This is a genomic window from Streptomyces sp. NPDC059957 (assembly GCF_042730015.1).
Lineage (GTDB): Bacteria > Actinomycetota > Actinomycetes > Streptomycetales > Streptomycetaceae > Streptomyces.
The window spans coordinates 65028-81297 of sequence record NZ_JBHWMB010000028.1 but is presented as its reverse complement, the minus strand read 5'-3'; the positions used below and the strand labels follow the sequence as shown (position 1 = coordinate 81297).

The 16270-nt window shown below is 70.5% G+C and carries 20 protein-coding genes; 11 read left to right on the top strand and 9 right to left on the bottom strand.

Annotated features, from left to right (window positions below; genetic code table 11):
• Positions 1–103 precede the first annotated feature (103 nt).
• Positions 104–1459 (bottom strand): NAD(P)-binding domain-containing protein, encoded by a 1356-nt coding sequence (locus ACFWBW_RS20320; protein WP_385374337.1) that lies wholly within the window; start codon positions 1457–1459, stop codon positions 104–106.
• Positions 1460–1573: 114 nt separating this feature from the next.
• Here ACFWBW_RS20320 and ACFWBW_RS20315 point away from each other — a divergent pair, with 114 nt between their 5' ends.
• The 3 genes from ACFWBW_RS20315 (at position 1574) to ACFWBW_RS20305 (ending at position 2821) form a co-directional block, all read left to right on the top strand.
• The gene (locus ACFWBW_RS20315; protein WP_385374335.1) at positions 1574–1933 is read left to right on the top strand and encodes an ArsR/SmtB family transcription factor; all 360 of its coding nucleotides are present in this window, start codon (positions 1574–1576) and stop codon (positions 1931–1933) included.
• Positions 1934–2012: 79 nt separating this feature from the next.
• Positions 2013–2336 (top strand): ArsR/SmtB family transcription factor, encoded by a 324-nt coding sequence (locus ACFWBW_RS20310; protein WP_385374333.1) that lies wholly within the window; start codon positions 2013–2015, stop codon positions 2334–2336.
• An 11-nt stretch (positions 2337–2347) separates the two neighbouring features.
• Positions 2348–2821, top strand: coding sequence for a GNAT family N-acetyltransferase (locus ACFWBW_RS20305; RefSeq protein WP_385374331.1), 474 nt, complete (start codon positions 2348–2350; stop codon positions 2819–2821).
• Here the strand turns inward: ACFWBW_RS20305 and ACFWBW_RS20300 are convergent.
• The gene (locus ACFWBW_RS20300) at positions 2814–3350 is read right to left on the bottom strand and encodes a DinB family protein (protein WP_385374329.1); all 537 of its coding nucleotides are present in this window, start codon (positions 3348–3350) and stop codon (positions 2814–2816) included. The two genes, ACFWBW_RS20305 and ACFWBW_RS20300, sit on opposite strands and share 8 nt — an antisense overlap.
• A gap of 89 nt (positions 3351–3439) precedes the next feature.
• Complete coding sequence (locus ACFWBW_RS20295) at positions 3440–4417, bottom strand: alkylmercury lyase family protein (protein WP_385374327.1); 978 nt, start codon at positions 4415–4417, stop codon at positions 3440–3442.
• Positions 4418–4503: 86 nt separating this feature from the next.
• On the opposite strand from ACFWBW_RS20295, the gene ACFWBW_RS20290 reads away from it, so the two are divergent.
• From ACFWBW_RS20290 to ACFWBW_RS20275, 4 genes are all read left to right on the top strand, one after another.
• Positions 4504–4902, top strand: a complete 399-nt coding sequence (locus ACFWBW_RS20290; RefSeq protein WP_385374325.1) for a heavy metal-responsive transcriptional regulator — start codon at positions 4504–4506, stop codon at positions 4900–4902.
• A gap of 168 nt (positions 4903–5070) precedes the next feature.
• Positions 5071–5886 carry a sulfite exporter TauE/SafE family protein gene (locus ACFWBW_RS20285; RefSeq protein WP_385374323.1) on the top strand — a complete coding sequence of 272 codons (816 nt, stop codon included), beginning with the start codon at positions 5071–5073 and terminating at the stop codon, positions 5884–5886.
• A 289-nt stretch (positions 5887–6175) separates the two neighbouring features.
• On the top strand, positions 6176–7297 hold the full coding sequence (gene arsB / locus ACFWBW_RS20280) for an ACR3 family arsenite efflux transporter (RefSeq protein WP_385374322.1): 1122 nt from the start codon (positions 6176–6178) through the stop codon (positions 7295–7297).
• The gene (locus ACFWBW_RS20275; RefSeq protein WP_385374321.1) at positions 7297–7497 is read left to right on the top strand and encodes a DUF2180 family protein; all 201 of its coding nucleotides are present in this window, start codon (positions 7297–7299) and stop codon (positions 7495–7497) included. Before arsB ends, ACFWBW_RS20275 begins: the two co-directional genes overlap by 1 nt.
• Positions 7498–7607: 110 nt before the next feature.
• On the opposite strand, the gene ACFWBW_RS20270 is transcribed toward ACFWBW_RS20275, so the two are convergent.
• From ACFWBW_RS20270 to ACFWBW_RS20260, 3 genes are read right to left on the bottom strand one after another with little or no spacing between them, the layout of a single operon-like run.
• On the bottom strand, positions 7608–8669 hold the full coding sequence (locus tag ACFWBW_RS20270; protein WP_385374320.1) for an ArsO family NAD(P)H-dependent flavin-containing monooxygenase: 1062 nt from the start codon (positions 8667–8669) through the stop codon (positions 7608–7610).
• Positions 8666–9463, bottom strand: a complete 798-nt coding sequence (locus ACFWBW_RS20265) for an aquaporin (protein ID WP_385374319.1) — start codon at positions 9461–9463, stop codon at positions 8666–8668. The genes ACFWBW_RS20270 and ACFWBW_RS20265 overlap by 4 nt, the downstream gene beginning before the upstream one ends.
• Before the next feature lie 38 nt (positions 9464–9501).
• On the bottom strand, positions 9502–9816 hold the full coding sequence (locus ACFWBW_RS20260; RefSeq protein ID WP_385374318.1) for an ArsR/SmtB family transcription factor: 315 nt from the start codon (positions 9814–9816) through the stop codon (positions 9502–9504).
• A 76-nt stretch (positions 9817–9892) separates the two neighbouring features.
• On the opposite strand from ACFWBW_RS20260, the gene ACFWBW_RS20255 reads away from it, so the two are divergent.
• Genes ACFWBW_RS20255 through trxB form a run of 3 tightly spaced genes read left to right on the top strand, consistent with a single transcriptional unit; the run spans position 9893 to position 12011 of the window.
• Complete coding sequence (locus tag ACFWBW_RS20255; protein WP_385374317.1) at positions 9893–10522, top strand: low molecular weight phosphatase family protein; 630 nt, start codon at positions 9893–9895, stop codon at positions 10520–10522.
• Positions 10523–10579: 57 nt separating this feature from the next.
• Complete coding sequence (locus tag ACFWBW_RS20250; RefSeq protein ID WP_385374316.1) at positions 10580–11011, top strand: arsenate reductase ArsC; 432 nt, start codon at positions 10580–10582, stop codon at positions 11009–11011.
• A 7-nt stretch (positions 11012–11018) separates the two neighbouring features.
• Complete coding sequence (gene trxB, locus ACFWBW_RS20245; protein WP_385374314.1) at positions 11019–12011, top strand: thioredoxin-disulfide reductase; 993 nt, start codon at positions 11019–11021, stop codon at positions 12009–12011.
• Between the two features lie 123 nt (positions 12012–12134).
• Here the strand turns inward: trxB and ACFWBW_RS20240 are convergent, their stop codons facing one another.
• Genes ACFWBW_RS20240 through ACFWBW_RS20230 form a run of 3 tightly spaced genes read right to left on the bottom strand, consistent with a single transcriptional unit; the run spans position 12135 to position 15585 of the window.
• Positions 12135–12827 (bottom strand): ATP-binding cassette domain-containing protein, encoded by a 693-nt coding sequence (locus ACFWBW_RS20240; RefSeq protein ID WP_385374312.1) that lies wholly within the window; start codon positions 12825–12827, stop codon positions 12135–12137.
• Positions 12815–14665, bottom strand: coding sequence for a phosphate ABC transporter permease subunit PstC (gene pstC, locus ACFWBW_RS20235; protein WP_385374310.1), 1851 nt, complete (start codon positions 14663–14665; stop codon positions 12815–12817). The genes ACFWBW_RS20240 and pstC overlap by 13 nt, the downstream gene beginning before the upstream one ends.
• A gap of 2 nt (positions 14666–14667) precedes the next feature.
• Entirely contained in the window at positions 14668–15585 is a 918-nt protein-coding gene (locus ACFWBW_RS20230) for a phosphate ABC transporter substrate-binding protein (RefSeq protein WP_385374308.1), read from the bottom strand.
• Between the two features lie 251 nt (positions 15586–15836).
• Between ACFWBW_RS20230 and ACFWBW_RS20225 the strand changes: the two genes are divergently transcribed.
• A complete protein-coding gene (locus tag ACFWBW_RS20225; protein ID WP_385374306.1) occupies positions 15837–16262 on the top strand; it encodes an ArsR/SmtB family transcription factor in 426 nt (141 codons plus the stop codon).
• The last annotated feature ends 8 nt before the right edge of the window (positions 16263–16270 follow it).

Below are 16270 nucleotides of genomic sequence, written 5' to 3'. Positions count from 1 at the left end.
TGGTGGCTTGGTGGGGCGCAGGGGGCGGGCGGGGCGGCGCGCGTCCGCGACCGGACCCCCGTCCCGGTCGCGGCCGCGTCGGCCTGGGTGTCGGCCACCGGGGTCAGCAGCCGCCGGAGGAGGCGGGGGCGCCGATCGTGAGGGTGGCCGGGGCCGCGCAGCAGCCTCCGCCGCTGGTCTCCTCGGCCGCCTGGGGCTGGTCGAAGAGACCCGCGCCGCCACAGACTCCCGTCTCGGGAAGGGTGAGTTCGACGCGCTCGGCGGCCTCGTGGTCGCCCGCGAGGTGGGCGGCGATCGAGCGGACCTGCTCGTAACCCGTCATGGCCAGGAAGGTCGGGGCTCGGCCGTAGGACTTCATGCCCACGAGGTAGACGTCCTTCTCCGGGTGGGAGAGCTCCTTCACACCGTGGGGGTAGACCGTGCCGCAGGAGTGCTGGTTCGGGTCGATCAGCGGAGCAAGGTCGACGGGGGCCTGGAGGCGCTCGTCGAGGGCGAGGCGCAGCTCGTTCACGAAGGTGAGGTCGGGGCGGAGGCCGGTGAGGACGATGACCTCGTCGAGGGGGTCGAGGCGGCGGCCGTCCTCGGCGACCAGGACCAGTTGGTCGCCGTGGCGCTCGACGACGTCGGTACGGAAGCCCGTCACCGCGTCGGCGTGGCCGTTGTCGACTGCGGCCTTGGCGGCGAGTCCGAGGGCGCCGCGGGCGGGGAGCTGGTCGGCGCTGCCGCCGCCGAAGGTGGAGCCGCTGATGCCGCGGCGGAGGATCCACACCGAGTGGGTGCCGGATTCCTCCACGGAGAGGTCGGCCAGGTAGGCGAGGGCGGTGAAGGCGGAGGCTCCGGAGCCGATGACGGCGGTGCGCTTGCCGGCGTAGCGGGCGCGGACGGCCGGGTCCTTGAGGTCGGGAATCCGGTAGGAGATCCGGTCGGCGGCCGCCTTCTCGCCGAGGGCGGGCATGCCGTCGCCGCCGATCGGGCTGGGGGTGGACCACGTACCGGAGGCGTCGATGACGGCGCGGGCGGTGAGGCGCTCCTCTGTGCCGTCGGCGTTCAGGATGCTGACGGTGAAGGGCTGGGCCTCGCGGTCGGCGTCGACGATGCGGTCCCGGCCGAGGCGGGAGACGCCGGTCACCGTGGCGCCGTAGCGGACCTTGTCGCCGAGGACGTCGGCGAGGGGCTGGAGGTACTGCTCGGCCCAGTCCGCACCGGAGGGGTAGGTCGTGCGGTCGGGAGCGGTCCAGCCGGTGGGGGCGAGGAGCTTCTCGGCGGCCGGGTCCACGAGCTCGGACCAGGTGGAGAAGAGCCGTACGTGGCCCCACTCGCGTACGGCGCTGCCGGCGGCGGGCCCGGTTTCCAGGATCAGGGGCTCGATGTCGCGTTCGACCAGGTGGGAAGCAGCAGCGAGGCCGGCAGGGCCTGCGCCGATGACGACGACGGGCAGGGCTTCGGTGGATGCGTTCACGACGGGCTCCCGGTTGATTCGATGAACGTCGATGTCCTTCTGGATTCAGCATCCCACCGTGCATCGACGTACGTCAACATAGACATCTGTCGAATTTGAGGGGAGGATTGCTTCATGTCCTCCACGAAGCTGCTGCCGATGCTCGAAGACGGAGCCGCGGTACCCTGCTGCCCGCCGCTGACCGAGCGGCCGCTGACGGCTGAAGAGGCCGAGCGGACCTCGCTGATGTTCAAGGCCCTCGGCGACCCGGTGCGCCTGCGGCTCTTCTCTGCGATCGCCTCGCATGAGGGCGGCGAGGCGTGCGTCTGCGACATCTCCGACGTGGGCGTCTCCCAGCCGACGGTGTCCCACCACCTGAAGAAGCTCAAAGAGGCGGGTCTGCTGTCCTCGGAGCGTCGCGGCACCTGGGTCTACTACCGCGTGGAGCCTTCCGTCGTCGCTGCGATGAGCCAGATGCTGGGCCGCTCCGCCTGACCTGCCCGCCTGACCTGTTCATCTGTGCCTGCGTGCAGGTCTTTCGGGCGTCTCATTCATCGACTATCGTCGATTATCGATGACCGAGGCGATGAAAGCCGGGCAGGGGCTGAGCCCCGAGGATGCGCAGACGTACTCCGGGTGGTTCAGGGCCCTGGCGGACCCCATGCGCGTACGACTGTTGAACCTACTGGCGGAGGAGCGGCGCCCCCTGACGGTCGGGGAGATCACCGAGCGACTGCCCATCGGCCAGTCGACCGTGTCCCACCACCTCAAACTGCTGGCCGAGGTGCGCTTCGTGTTGCCCGAGCGGCAGGGAACTTCCGTCCGCTACGAGGTCAACGCCGCGTGCCTGGAGTGCTTCCCGGCGGCCGTGTCGGCGATCCTGGGGCGGCGGCCGTGAACATCACCCCCATGACGGGCGATCACGCTGACAGGGTCTTGGCGATCTACCAGGCCGGGATCGACGAGGGCAACGCCACCTTCGAGACCGAGGCCCCCACCTGGGCGGCTTTCGACGCGGCGAAGCTGCCGGAGCACCGCTTCGTCGCGGTCGGCCAGGACGGGAAGCTGCTGGGCTGGGTGGCCGCTTCCAAGGTTTCCGACCGGTGCGCCTATGCGGGCGTGGTCGAGCACTCCGTTTACGTGGATCCCGGCGCCCGGGGTCGTGGTGTGGCCCGCGCCCTGCTCGACGCCCTGATCGCCTCGACCGAGGCGGCGGGCATCTGGACGATCCAGTCGGGGATCTTCCCCGAGAACACCGCGAGTCTGGCCCTGCACCAGCGGGCCGGCTTCCGTGTCATCGGCACCCGCCAACGCATCGGCCGCCACCACGGCGTGTGGCGCGACGTCGTCCTGCTGGAGCGCCGCAGCCCGAAGATCAGTTGAGCTCGCCGTCCAGGGTGAGCTGGCGGCAGTGGAAGTCGAAGTGCTGCGTCGGGTAGCGATAGATGTCCGCGAGCGTCATGAAGTCCTGGAAGAACGGGTCCCACCGGACGGGGAAGTGCATTCCTCGGGCCAGGTCGGCGTCGGACGCGGCGGCCAGCCGACGCTGGAGGGAGTCGAGGACGCGGTCGAAGGCAGTGCCCATCCGGCGCGGTCCGTAGACCTTCACGGCCCCGCGCGGGCCGGCGTAGTTGACCCAGTCGAACGGCACGGTTCCCGCATTCAGGAGCCGGGCGAACGCCTTGCCGACGCCGCGTGGGAGCCGCCCGAAGACGCGGGCGAGGACCAGCAGAGCCCGGACGACCATGTATCCGAAGAGCATGTGCCACAGCAGCTGCCCGTTGGTCCACTTGGTGCCACGGGTGGGCCGGGCGAGGTCTGCCCCGGAGGCGGTGCCCAGCAGCTCGTGGAAGGTGCGGCGGGCGCGCTCGTAGTCCTCGTACACGGCCTGCCGGTCCATCGGGTTCGCCATGGTCTGCCAGCTCTCGCTCAGACTCGGGACCGCTCTCCCGGTTGCGATGATGACGGTTTCCGAGCCTGACCACCATCAGGGAGTGGTGCTCAGTCTTCGCGGAGGAGGGGGCCGAAGGTCTGCCGGCCGATCTCCGCGGCGCGGGCTTGGCCGACGATCTGCCCTCGCACTTCTGGGTTCTCCTGTTGCCACTGCTCGGCGGAGGTGTGGCTGGTGAAGAAGTTCAGTGCGTCACAGCAGAGCATGGCGGCGGGGCCCGCACCGTCGCGACGACCGACGAACACCACTGCGGTAGGCGGGTCCCAAAGCGTTGCGTCGCCGGTGCAGGTGACGGTCACCGGCCGACCGTCGACCGGATCCGAGGAGGCGATCACGGCGTCCTGGCCGAGCATGGAGGAGATACCGAGGGCGTCGATGGCGCACATCGACCACGCTTCCACCCCGGTGGTCAGCCGTACCTCGTGCCGAGTCGGGGTCGCCGAGAACGGGTATGCCGCCCGGATCCGGCCCGCGTCGTCCAGGGCCAGGAAGTCCTCCCGGTCCAGCTCGGCCAGCACCTCGCCGGCCGTCCTGTTTGCCTGCACGGCGGTCGCTTCGAGCACGGACGTCTCCGGTGCACGCCCTGTGGCTGCGAAGTGCCGCAGCACCGCCTGTTGCACCGCACGCAGGCCCTGCTCGGTGGGGGCTCGCCGGCCCCGTCCGGACCTTCCGATCAGATCGAGCGCGTCCGCATCGCAGCAGTCCTGGCCGGCCGAGGCCTGCGGGGTGCTCGCACCGGACAGGGCCTGACGAAGAGCCTGGACGGTCGGCGCCCCTTCCGCGCGGCCACCGGTGTCCCGGTAGAGGCGGCATGACACACTCGCCGGTGCGTCGGCCGCCGCGAACGGGTCGACGCCGTCGAGCAGCACCGTCGGCGATCCGGCCATGCCCCAGCGTGCTGCGTCGGCCTCGTCGCGCACTTCGATCAGCTCGACCTGCGCCGTGCGGCCGTCGAGCGCGGCAGTGATCCGCTCCCGCACGAGGGGCACGTTCGGGCAGTCGGGCACCGTCAGGATCATGATCCTCATCCCGCCGTCCTCCTCGGTTCTTGGGGTTCGTGGCTCCGACGCTAGACCTTCCAGTGCGGTGGAAGGTCAAGGCGTAGCGTGGAGGGATGCGCATCGGTGATCTCGCGGCGGCCAGCCAGGTGACGGCCAAGACCATCCGCTTCTACGAGCAGTCCGGGCTGTTGCCCGCTCCACCTCGAACGGCGGGTGGGTACCGCGACTACGGGCCGGGGGCCGTGAGTCGGCTGCTGTTCATCCGTGACGCCCAAGGGGCTGGGCTGACCCTCGCCGAGATCCGGTCCGTGCTGGACATCCGCGACAGCGGCCGGGCACCTTGCGGCCACGTCACCACGCTGATCGACCAGCGCTTGGCGAACATCGAGCGGCGCATGGCCGAACTGCGCCAGACCCGCGCCGCACTACATGAGCTCGCCCGACGGGCGGCTACCACTGATCCGGACACATGCTCAGCGGGCGAGATCTGCACCATCCTCACCCGGCCGTGACCGCCTCCTGCTTGTCGCTGGCGGGGAGTCCGGCACCCGCCACACGGCGAGCAACGCCGGACGGCACTCGGAGGTCCGGACGAATCCGGGACGGGAGCCCGGTTCCTTTCCCTGAAGGTGGGGCCGGTCCATGGCGGGTAGAGCCAGCCACCGGGCAGGATGCCCAAAATGAGCACCGACCAGCATCTCGCCCCACTCCGTTCGACACACTCGACGCCCCTGGTGTTCGGTGCCGGAGCGGCGATCGGCGTCCTGGGCGGGATGATCGGTCTGGGCGGCGCGGAGTTTCGCCTGCCGCTGCTGATCGGCCTGTTCGGGTTCGCCGCGCTCTCCGCGGTCATCCTGAACAAGGCGATGAGTCTGGTCGTGGTCCTCGTCGCGCTCCCCGCCCGCATGGCTGCGGTCCCCGCCTCCGAGGTGGCCGCGCACTGGCCCGTCGCCGCCAACCTGCTGGCCGGGAGCCTGCTGGGCGCGTGGGTCGGAGCCTCGTGGGCGGTACGGATGCGCAGCGCCACCCTCTACAAGGTGCTGGCGGGCCTGATGGTCCTCATGGCCGCCGCTCTCGTGGTCACGCACACCACCACCCTGGGATCGCTCGCCCTTCCCCTGGCGGCACAGGTGCCGATCGGTGTGGTGGCCGGCTTCGGCATCGGAGTGGTCGCGGCGATCATGGGCGTTGCGGGCGGCGAGCTGCTGATCCCGACGATCGTGCTGCTGTTCGGGCTGGACATCAAGACGGCGGGAAGCATGTCCCTGCTGGTGTCGCTGCCGACCATGCTGGTCGCCTTCGCCCGCTACAGCCGCGACGGCAGCTTCGCCGTACTCGGCGCCAACCGGCGGTTCACCGTGGTCATGGTCGCCGGCTCCATCACCGGGGCGGTCCTGGGAGGGCTGCTGCTCGGGGCGTTCTCGGACCTGGTGCTCATCCCTGCACTGGCCGTGATCCTGCTCGTCTCCGCGGTCAAGCTCGCTCGTCACGCGTGAGTGCTCGGGGGATCTCGCCCCCTTGCTCCTGAGTCCTGGTGGCCGTGCCGCCCCCCCGTTGGTGCGATTCGCCCCCAGATTGGGCCATTCGGCCCTGATATCAGCCTTAGGTGGCATCAGGGTTGGGTGATATGAGAGCATCAGTCTGAGCTGATTTCAGTTGGCACTGATGTGATCGTGCTCGGTCCGGTGCGCCCGGGCGGGGGCATTCCTGTCGACTGCGGCTCTCCTGGCAGCGCAGGCGTCGCCGCGCGCGTCCCCCCTCCGCGAAACCGAGAGCGAGTCCCCCATGACCACGACCGAACCCGGCCCGGCCGCGCGGCCGCCGGGTGCCGAGAGCCCCTCCATCGTCGCCAAGCTGTCCACCCTGGACCGCTTCCTGGCCGTGTGGATCCTGCTGGCCATGGGCGTCGGCCTGGGGCTCGGCCGGCTCATCCCGGGCCTGAACGACGTGCTGGCGAAGGTGGAGGTGGGCGGGATCTCCCTCCCCATCGGGATCGGCCTGCTGGTCATGATGTACCCGGTGCTGGCCAAGGTCCGGTACGACAAGCTCGACGCGGTCACCGGTGACCGGAAGCTGATGGTTTCCTCGCTGGTCATCAACTGGGTCGTCGGCCCGGCGCTGATGTTCGCGCTGGCCTGGATCTTCCTGCCCGACCTGCCCGAGTACCGCACCGGCCTGATCATCGTCGGCCTGGCCCGCTGCATCGCCATGGTCATCATCTGGAACGACCTCGCTTGCGGCGACCGCGAGGCCGCCGCCGTCCTGGTCGCCCTCAACTCGGTCTTCCAGGTCATCGCCTTCGGCGCGCTGGGCTGGTTCTACCTCGACCTGCTGCCCCGCTGGCTCGGACTCGGCGACGGCCAAGGCCTGGACGTCCCGGTCTGGCACATCGCGCTGAACGTGGTCGTGTTCCTGGGCATCCCGCTCCTCGCGGGCTTCCTCACCCGCCGCATCGGCGAGAAGAGGCTCGGACGCGCCGCCTACGAGGAGAAGTTCCTGCCGAGGATCGGGCCCTGGGCCTTGTACGGCCTGCTCTTCACGATCGTCATCCTCTTCGCCCTGCAAGGGAAGACGATCACCTCGCAGCCCCTGGACGTGGCCCGCATCGCGCTCCCGCTCCTCGTGTACTTCGCGGTGATGTGGTTCGGCACCTTCGCCCTCGGCAAGGCCATCGGCCTCGCCTACGACCGCACCACCACCCTCGCCTTCACCGCCGCCGGCAACAACTTCGAGCTGGCCATCGCCGTTGCCATCGCCACCTTCGGCGTCACCTCCGGCCAGGCCCTCTCCGGCGTCGTCGGCCCCCTCATCGAGGTCCCGGTCCTGATCGGCCTGGTCTACGTATCCCTTGCCTGGCGCAAGAGGTTCGCGGCAGGCCGGGTGGCCACCCCTGGGGAGGTGCGCTGATGCACTGCCTCGACTGCCACACCCAAGGGAGCGTGAGCCCAGCCGTCGGCATCTGCCGCGCCTGTGGCGCCGCCGTGTGCGCCAACCACGCACGCGTCATCGCGCACGAGGTCCACAGGCGACCCTTCCTCGCGCCTCCCGCCGAGACACCGGCCCGGAGCGTGCGCTGCTTCCCGTGTGCGGGGGCCGACAGTCGCTGACGCCCGGCCCGGCGGATCCGACAACTGATCCGCGCTACCGCTGCCTATACAACAGATGGCAGGAACCCCACCAGCGATCCGGTGGGGTTCCTGCCATCTGCCGTGTCAGCTCAGCGGCCCAGCAGGTCGGCTATCTCGCGGGCCGCGTCGCGGGCGGGGCGTCCGACACCGACGAGGGTGGCGGAGGCCGGGCCCGTCCAGTCTCCGTAGCCGAGCAGGTGCAGGCGCGGCTCGTCGACGGCGCGCGTACCGACGGTGGCGATGTGGCCGTGGGTGCCCCGCAGGCGCATCGACGCGAAGTGGGCGAGGGCCGGGCGGAAGCCGGTGCACCAGATGACCGCATCCGCTTCGGCGAAGGTTCCGTCGGCCCACTCGGCGCCGGTGGAGGTGAGCCGGGTGAACATCGGCTTCGCCTGCAGGAGTCCGGCGTCGCGTGCCGCGCGTACGGGCGGCACGGCGACGATGTCGCCGAGGGAGGCGACCCCGCCGGTGTCGGTACGGCCCGCGTCGAGCGCCTTGCGGCGGGCGGTGGCGGCATCGAAGAGGGCCCGGCCGTCGATCGCGTCGGGCAGGTAGCGGGGCGGGCGCTGGGTGACCCAGGTCAGGTCGGTGCCGGCGTGGGCGAGGTCGGCGGCGATCTGCGCTCCGGAGTTGCCGCCGCCCACCACGATGACGCGCTGCCCGGCGAACTCGGCCGGGCTGCGGTACTGCACGGTGTGGAGCTGACGGCCCCGGAACTCGCGCCGCCCGGGGACAGCGGGCAGGAACGGCCGGGTCCAGGTCCCGGTCGCGCTGACGACCGCTCGGGCCCGCCAGTCGCCGGAGTCGGTCTCCACGCGCAGGTGGTCGCCGTCGCGGTGGACGGCCGAGACCCACACGCCCCGCTGGACGGGAAGCTCGTACCGCTTCTCGTAGTCGGCGAGGTACGAGACCACGTGCCCGGCGTCCGGATAGACCTCGCCCTCCTGGGCGGGCATGAACCGGCCCGGCAGCGAGGAGTACGCGGCCGGCGAGAACAGCCGCAGCGAATCCCACGTGTGCTGCCACGCCCCGCCCGCACCCGACTGGGCGTCGAGGATGACGTGCTCGATGCCCAGGCGGCGCAGGTGGTAGCCGGCGGCGAGCCCGGACTGGCCGCCACCGATCACCACCACACCAGTGGAACGCGTCATGCCGCGGGCGCTCCGGCATCCGTCCGGCCGCGCATGAAGATGACCGCGACCAGGGCCAGGCCCACCACCGCACCTACGAGCTGCACGCCCACGAACGCCGGTACGGAGGCGGGGGCGATGCCCGCGAAGGTGTCGGTGAAGGCGCGGCCGATGGTGACGGCCGGGTTGGCGAAGGAGGTGGAGGAGGTGAACCAGTACGCGGCGCCGATGTACGAGGCCACGGCGACGGGCGCGAAGCGCAGCCGGTCGGTGCGGGCCAGGCCGAAGATCAGCAGGATCAGGCCGGCGGTCGCCACGAGCTCACCCAGCAGCAGGTTCCCGGCGGAGCGGTCGTGGGTGGACCACTTCACCAGCGGCTCGCCGAACATCGCGTCGGCCAGGATCGCCCCCGCGATGGCGCCGACAATCTGGGCGGGCACGTACGCGGCCAGCTCACGGGCAGTGACGCCGCCACCGGTGCGGCGGGTGCTCCACCACTCGGCGAGGCTGACGACCGGGTTGAAGTGGGCGCCGGAGACCGGGCCGAGAAGGGCGATGAGAACACCGAGGCCGAAGACGGTGGCGGTGGAGTTGGCCAGCAGCTGCAGCGCCACGTCCTGGGTGAGCTGCGTGGCCTGGATGCCAGAGCCCACGACGATCGCGACCAGGGCGGCGGAGCCCACCAGCTCGGCGGCGGCACGGGCGATCAGCGGAGTGGCGGGCAGGCTCGCGCCGGATGCGGGCTGGGGTGGCGCGTCGGCGGGTATCGCGGTTACCGCTGCGGGTGCGGTGCCGACGGGCTCGGTGACGGACAACGGTTCTCCTCGGGCAGGTGAGGGGGAATCCAAGCGGGCTATGGGCAGGACCGCTTGATGTTCGCTTCGGAAGTGGCGCGCGCGGTCTGAGCGAGGCCGGCGAACTGACCGGCGATGGCCTCGATGACTTCCGGGCGGAGCTTGTAGTAGATGAAGCGGCCGCACGGTTCGGTCTCCACGACTCCGGCCTCTCTGAGCACCTTCAGGTGGTTGGAGAGGTTGGTCTGCTTGGCACCGGTCTCCTCCACGAGGTGCGTGGTGCACAGCGTCTCGCGGGAGAGCAGGGTCACGATCTGAAGCCTGAGGGGGTCTGCCAGGACTCGGATCAGTTCAGTGTCGACTGACGTCATCATGTGCTGATACTGTCACATCAGTAGGGGCTGACACCAGCCCGAGCTGACCTTACTGGCTCCTTGGAACAGGATCGCCATGCCCACGCCTTCCTCGCCCCTCCTGCCGGACGAACGCCTGGCCGCGGGGGCCGCCCGTCTCGCCACCCGGTACGCCGGCCGCTTCGCGCCGGAAACCGTGCTCGGCCTGCTCACCGACTCCTACGGGCGTCTCGCCGAGCACGCCCGGATCCGTACGCACCTGGTCGTGCTGGCGGAACGGCTGGCCGCCGAGCGGCTGGACGCCCTCGCCCACACCCAGGGGCTGACGAGCGGCCCGACGCGGGTCCTGTTCGTGTGCAGCCACAACGCCGGCCGCTCCCAGATGGCCGCCGCTCTCCTCGCCCACCGGGCGGGCGAACGCGTCACCGTGTCCTCGGCAGGCACTCACCCTGCCGACGAGGTGGAGCCGCACATCGCCCAGGCCCTTACCGAGGTGGGCGCGGACCTCTCGGACGCCTACCCCAAGCCGCTGACGGAGGAGGTCGTCGAGGCCGCCGACATCGTGATCACGATGGGCTGTGGTGACGCCTGCCCCGTGGTGCCCGGCCGCCGCTACCTCGACTGGCCCGTTGCCGACCCGGACGGCGCACCGATCGCCGTCGTACGCGACATCCGCGATGCCATCGATGCCCACGTCGGCGAGCTCCTCACCCAGCTCGCCCCCTGAGCGTCCCTGGCTCACGTCCTTCTCCACCGCAGCACATCTCACCCCAAGGAAGAACAGATGTCCTCCGCTCCTGCCGCCTCTGTCCTGTTCGTCTGCATCCACAACGCGGGCCGCTCCCAGATGGCGGCCGGGTTCCTCCGCCACCTCGCGGGCGACCGCGTGGAGGTCCGCTCCGCGGGCTCCGTCCCCGGAGACCAGATCAACCCCTCGGCCGTCGCCGCGATGGCGGAGCTGGGCATCGACATCTCCGACCAGAAGCCGAAGGTGCTGACCCCCGAGGCCGCGCAGGCATCCGACTACATCATCACCATGGGCTGCGGCGACGCCTGCCCGTACTTCCCCGGGAAGACCTACCTCGACTGGGCGCTGGAGGACCCGGCCGGCCAGGGCGTGGAGGCCGTCCGCCCCATCCGCGACGAGATCAAGGGCCTGATCGAGGGCCTGATCGCCGAGATCGACGCCAAGACCGCGAAGAAGCTGGAGAACTGACCGCATCATGACGACGAACACCGACGCCGGCACCGACGAGGTGCGCGAGGTCATCATCATCGGCTCGGGCCCGGCCGGTTACACCGCGGCCCTCTACACGGCCCGCGCACAGCTGAAGCCCCTGCTGTTCGGCAGCTCCATATTCGTCGGCGGCTCGCTCACCACGACCACCGAGGTCGAGAACTTCCCCGGCTTCCCCACCGGCATCGACGGCCCGCAGCTCATGGACAACATGCGGGCCCAGGCCGAGAAGTTCGGCGCCGAGATGATCGACGACGACATCGTCTCCGTCGACCTGACCGGCGAGATCAAGCTGCTGACGGACTCAGAGGGAACCGTCCACCGCGCGAAGGCCGTGATCATCGCGACCGGCTCCGGCTACCGCAAGCTCGGCCTGCCCAACGAGGACGCGCTCTCGGGCCGCGGGGTGTCCTGGTGCGCCACCTGCGACGGGTTCTTCTTCCGCGACCGCGACATCGTCGTGGTCGGAGGTGGCGACACCGCCATGGAAGAGGCCACCTTCCTGACCCGCTTCGCCCGCTCGGTCACCATCGTCCACCGCCGCTCCGCCCTGCGCGCATCCAAGGCCATGCAGGACCGGGCGTTCTCTGACGACAAGATCTCCTTCGCCTTCGACAGCGAGGTCGCCGAGATCAAGGAGACGGGCGGGATGCTCTCCGGCGTCGTCCTGCGCGACGTCCTGACCGGCAAGACGCGCGACCTGGACGTGACGGGCCTGTTCGTCGCCATCGGCCACGACCCGCGTACGGAACTCTTTGCCGACCAGCTCGAACTGGACGCGGAGGGCTACCTCAAGACCCAGGCGCCGACGACCCGTACGAGCATCCCGGGCGTCTTCGGCGCGGGCGATGTGGTGGACCACATCTACCGCCAGGCCATCACCGCGGCCGGCTCCGGCTGCTCGGCCGCCCTGGACGCGGAGCGGTACCTGGCCGCGCTGGCCGACGTACGCGTGGAAGCCCTCGTGCCGGTCGCGTAACGGGGCGGGGGGACGGTGTGCCCGTCGCCCCGGTAACGCACTCCGGGCCCGGCCCGTCGTGATTTCGACACGACGGACCGGGCCCGGTTCTCTCTTCATACTGAGGTGCTCAGTGCGCGGTGCTCAGGCGGCTGCCGTCGGCGCGCACGTCAGGTTTTCCGGCAGCTCCAGCCGCACCGTGCGGTCGCACAGCCGCTCCACCTGCGCCGGGTCGTGCGAGACGAGCAGGACCGTGCGGTTGCCGCGCAGGGCGGCCACCGACTCCTCGACCGTGTCCCGGCTTCGCTCGTCGAGCGCGCTGGTGGGTTCATCTAGCAGAAGCGCCGCCGGTTCCAGGGCCAGCGCGCGGGCCAGGCACAGGCGCTGGCGCTGCCCGTTGGAGAGCGACTGGGCGGGCGAGTCCAGCCGGTTGCAGACCTCGCTCCACAGGCCCGCTTCCTTCAGGGCCTGCTCCACCCGGTCGTGCAGGTCGGACCGGGACGCGCGCACCAAGTGCCTCAGTCCGAAGAGGGCGTTGTCCAGGATGCTCCCGCCGAAGACCACGGGCGTCTGCGGCACCAGGACGACCGTGCTGCGCAGGCCGGAGTCGCCCTTGCGGTGACGGAACGGTCGTCCCAGCACCTCCAAGTGGCCGTCGCGGGTGAGGCCGTGGGGCAACAGGTCGACCAGGGCGCGCAGCACCGTCGACTTGCCGGCGCCGGAAGGGCCGCACAAGCCCGTGGTGGAGCCTTGCGCCAGGTCGAAGGTGACGGGGCCGACCAGGGTCTTCTTGCCGTCGAGGACCCGCAGGTCGCGGACGGATATCACGTGGTCCATCGTCGTGCTCCTTCGAAGCGGTTGCGCAGGGCCACCGCCAGGCTGAGAAGTGCTGCGGTGATCAGCACCAGGACCAGGGCGCTGCCCCACGCCTGGGTGATCGCCTCCGGGGCACCCGAATCCTGGGACAGGGTGAAGATGTGTGTCGGCAGCGCCTGCACTGGGGAGTTGACGATCCCTGCCGGCACGGCGGGTGCGCCGAAGAACACCGTGGCGGTGAAGATCAGCGGAGCCGTCTCGCCGGCCGCGCGGGCCAGGCCGAGCAGCAGACCGGTGAGCGTGGCCGGCCAGGTGTACGGGATGACCACGGAGCGGATGTACTGGGCGCGGGTCAGACCGAGGGCCAGGGCGCTCTCGGTGATTTCGGGCGGCATGCTGCGGATGCGCCCCGCCGTGGTCAGGGCGATGACCGGTACGACCACGGGCACCAGGACGATGGCTCCGGCCAACCAGGACCGGCCCCACCCCATGGCGGAGCAGAACAGGACGTAGCCGGCAAGGCCCAGCAGGATGGTGGGAGTTCCGCCGATGGCGACCGTGAGGGTTTCCAGTACCCGTACGGTCTTCCCGGTCGCGCGGGTGCCGATCAGGACGCCTGCCGCGTAGCCGAGGGGCAGGGCGATCAGGGCCGTGGTCGCCAGGAGCAGGAGCGTGCCGAGGATCTGGTCGCGCACTCCGCCACCGGCGGCGCCCGTGGACGGGGAGAACCAGAAGACCGGGTTGAGCGCGGATCCGCCCCGGGTCAGGAGGATGGCGAGCATGCCCAGGAGGAGAGCTCCCGGCAGCGCCAGGGCCCCCATCCGCAGCAGCGTCGTGAACCGGTCGCGCGGGATGCGCAGGCGGGTGGCGGCCCTGTGGCCGCTCAGAGCTCGCAGGCCGCGCTTGGCGGGACGGTTCGAGGACTTGCGGGTGCCCCATACGGTGGCCGCGGCCACCAGGAGCAGCAGGATGACGCCCAGGGCGCACAGCGCCGCGAAGTAGGGGCCGGAGGTGCCGGCGAGCATCGGTTCCGGGCCGGCCAGCTTGGTGGTCAGGGTCTGGCCGGGGCGGACCAGGGAGCCGAAGAAGTCTCCGGGCGCCTCCGGGAGCCTGCCGTCGGCGCGGCCGATGACCATGAAGACCGCGATGGCCTCGCCGAGTCCCCGGGCCAGGCCGAGCAGGACGCCGGCGCGCATGCCCGCCCGGGCCTGCGGCAGTACGGCGGACCGCACGACCTCGCGGCGGGTCAGGCCGAGGGAGTACGCGGCCTCCCGGTAGCGGGCGGGGACGGCCGACAGGGCGTCCACGCTGACCGCCACGATGGTCGGCATGATCATCACGGCGAGGACGATGCCGGCCGCCAGGAGGCTGTCGCCGCCCGGTACGCCGCCCAGCATCGAGACGAACGGCCGGATGACCATGATGCCGATGAGGCCGTAGACGATGGAGGGGACCGCCGCCAGCAGCTCCACGCTCAGCCGCAGGGGCCGGGCGAAGCGCGGCGGCAGGTACTCCGACAGGGCGATGGCCGCCGACCAGCCAGCCGGCACGGCCAGCAGCAGCGCCAGGACACACACGACGGCCGAGCCGTAGATCATGGACAGGGCGCCGAAGGCCCCGTTCACCGGGCTCCAGGACGGGTCGGAGACGAGGTTGAGCCAGTCGACGTCACCGCTCGCGATGCCGATGGCGAGATACCCGACGAGCACCGCCATGACGAGGACCACCGAGAACATCCCGGTGTACACCCATCCCCACACCCATCTCGCCCGCCGCGGGCGGCCGCCCTGGACGGGCGGCCGCGACGTGGTGGGTCCGGGCGCCTCGACCTCGACCGGGCGCTCCAGAGTGACGCTCACCGTCAGAGACCCATCTGCTGACGGGTCAGGTAGCCGTGCTTCGGAAGGAGCTTCTGGCCCTCGGCCGAGAGCAGGTAGTCGATGTACTCCTTGACCGCGCCCTTCGGCTGGCCGTCAGTGATCATGAAGAGCGGCCGCGTCATCGGGTACTTGGAGGACGCGACGTTCTCCAAGGTCGGAGCGATGCCGTCCAGCGGAACGGCCACCAGACCGTCACGGCCCTCGATGAAGCCGGTCGACAGGGGCGCGATGGCGCCGCGGGTGGACTCCAGCTTGTTGCGGGTCTCCAGGTTGCCGCCGACGACGGCGTAGTTGGCGGACTGCGGCGGGAGCGGGGGCTTGCCCTTGCCGTAGACGAACTTGTCGAGCACCTCGCGGGTACCGCGACCGGGCTCCTTGTCGTAGACGAAGACGTTCAGGTCCGGTCCGCCGACCTGCTTCCAGTTGGTGATCGTCCCCTCGAAGAGGCCCTTCACCTGCTCCTTGGTGAGGTTCTTGACGCCGCCGTCGGCGACCTCCTTGGTGATGATGATGCCGACCGCGTCGGCGCCGATCTGCGTCGTGACGAAGTCGGTGTTGGGGTGGGTCTTCTTGTCCGCGTCGGACAGGGGCTTCGAACTCAGCGCCACCTGGATCTGCTTGGCGCCGAGCTGGGAGATGCCGCCGGCCGAACCGCCCTGGGTGGCCACTGTGATCTTCAAGCCGCGGCCCTTGAGGGCCTCGGCGGCGTCCGACGCGACCGGGGCGACGGTGGTGGATCCGCTGGCCTGCAGCGCGGAGGAGTCGGCCTGGGCGGAGCCCGCGCAGCCCGTGAGCACGGTGGCGAGGAGCAGGGCTGCGGACGAGGCGACGCCGGCCTGCTTCTGCTTTCTGGTGAGGAGCGACGGAGCGCGGTCGGGCGTGGTGGTCATGGCAGACATGGCGGTGCCTTTGCTGGTGAACGGCGGGTGGATTACGGGCGGGTGGAGGGTGGGCCACCCTGATGTTCGGGATTCTGATCGGCGGGCGGGCGCCGGAGTAGAGGTTCGGTGTGGCATGAACCGCGTGCGGCACCCACCTGCCGGACGGGGCCGGAAGGTGGTCTGGATCCGGCCTTAATGACGGGCCAACAATGGGTGAACAGAACGATCTTCGACTTGGGCGTTCAGTTGGTGGACGTAGGCTGACCTGTATGTCCGTAGAACAGGTGACCGGGCAGCCCCCTCGGCTCCTGGCCTTCATCGAAGAGGACCCGACCTGCGGGCCGCCCCTCGAAGTGGATCCGCTGCCCCGAGAGCGGGCGGAGGTCCTCGCGCGGACGCTGAAGGGCCTGTCCGACCCGACTCGCCTGCAGATCCTCAGCATCCTGCTGGCCGCTCCCGACGGGGAGGCGTGCGTCTGTGATCTGACGCCGCTTCTGGACCTGGCCCAGCCCACCATCAGCTACCACATGAAGATCCTTGTGGACGCCGGGATGGTGAGCCGCAGGAAGCGGGGCACGTGGGCCTGGTACGCCGTCGTTCCGGAGCACCGTGCCGTCCTCGACACCCTGATCTGGGGTGACGGGGAGACGACCGGGGAGAGCCAGGAGCCCGGGCGGACGACGCCGGGTACCTGACCCGTCCG